Annotated in this window: 1 pseudogene; it reads left to right on the plus strand. The window is 69.2% G+C overall.

What is annotated here, in order from left to right:
• A pseudogene (locus tag ACH4TV_RS48320) lies at positions 1-1,096 on the plus strand (alpha-1,4-glucan--maltose-1-phosphate maltosyltransferase); the annotation flags it as partial.

A 1,096-nucleotide genomic window follows, 5' to 3' on the forward strand; every position in this document is an offset into this window, starting at 1 on the left:
TCGCGGCCGCTCTGACGCCGGCGGTGGACAAGGTGCTGGCCCGGTATCCGCTGCGGGAACTGGTCACCTCCTCCGAGCCGTTGGCGCTGCTGGTGGAGCGGGAGCGGGCCCTGTACGGGGCCTGGTACGAGTTCTTCCCCCGCTCCGAGGGAACCGCGGGCGAGCCGCACGGGACGTTCCGCACGGCCGCACGCCGGTTGCCGGCGATCGCCGCGATGGGCTTCGACGTCCTCTACCTGCCCCCCATCCACCCCATCGGCCACACCTTCCGCAAGGGCCCCAACAACACCCTCTCCGCCTCCCCGGACGATGTGGGGGTGCCGTGGGCGATCGGCTCCGAGGACGGCGGCCACGACGCCGTCCACCCCGCCCTGGGCACCCTTGAGGACTTCGGCTTCTTCGTCGCCGAGGCCGCCCGCCACGGGATGGAGGTCGCCCTCGACTTCGCGCTGCAGTGCTCGCCGGACCACCCCTGGGTGGCCAAGTACCCGCAGTGGTTCCACCACCGCCCGGACGGCACCATCGCGTATGCGGAGAACCCGCCGAAGAAGTACCAGGACATCTACCCCATCGCCTTCGACACCGACCTGCCCGGCCTCATCGCCGAGACGGTCCGCGTGCTGCGGCACTGGATGGACCACGGGGTACGGATCTTCCGCGTCGACAACCCGCACACCAAACCGGTCCTCTTCTGGGAGAAGGTGATCGCCGACATCAACCGCACCGACCCGGACGTCATCTTCCTGGCCGAGGCGTTCACCCGCCCCGCGATGATGCACACCCTGGCCCAGGTCGGCTTCCAGCAGTCCTACACGTACTTCACCTGGCGCAACACGAAGGCCGAACTCACCGAGTACCTCACCGAACTGTCCGGCGAGGCGGCGGCCTACATGCGGCCCAACTTCTTCGTCAACACCCCCGACATCCTGCACGCCTACCTCCAGGACGGCGGCCGGCCCGCCTTCGAGGCCCGCGCCGTCCTCGCCGCCACCCTCTCCCCCACCTGGGGCGTCTACAGCGGCTACGAACTCTGCGAGAACACCCCCCTGCGCGACGGCAGCGAAGAGTACCTGCACTCCGAGAAATACCAACTGCG

This window comes from Streptomyces sp. NPDC020898 (assembly GCF_044333925.1).
In the GTDB taxonomy this organism is placed as follows: domain Bacteria; phylum Actinomycetota; class Actinomycetes; order Streptomycetales; family Streptomycetaceae; genus Streptomyces.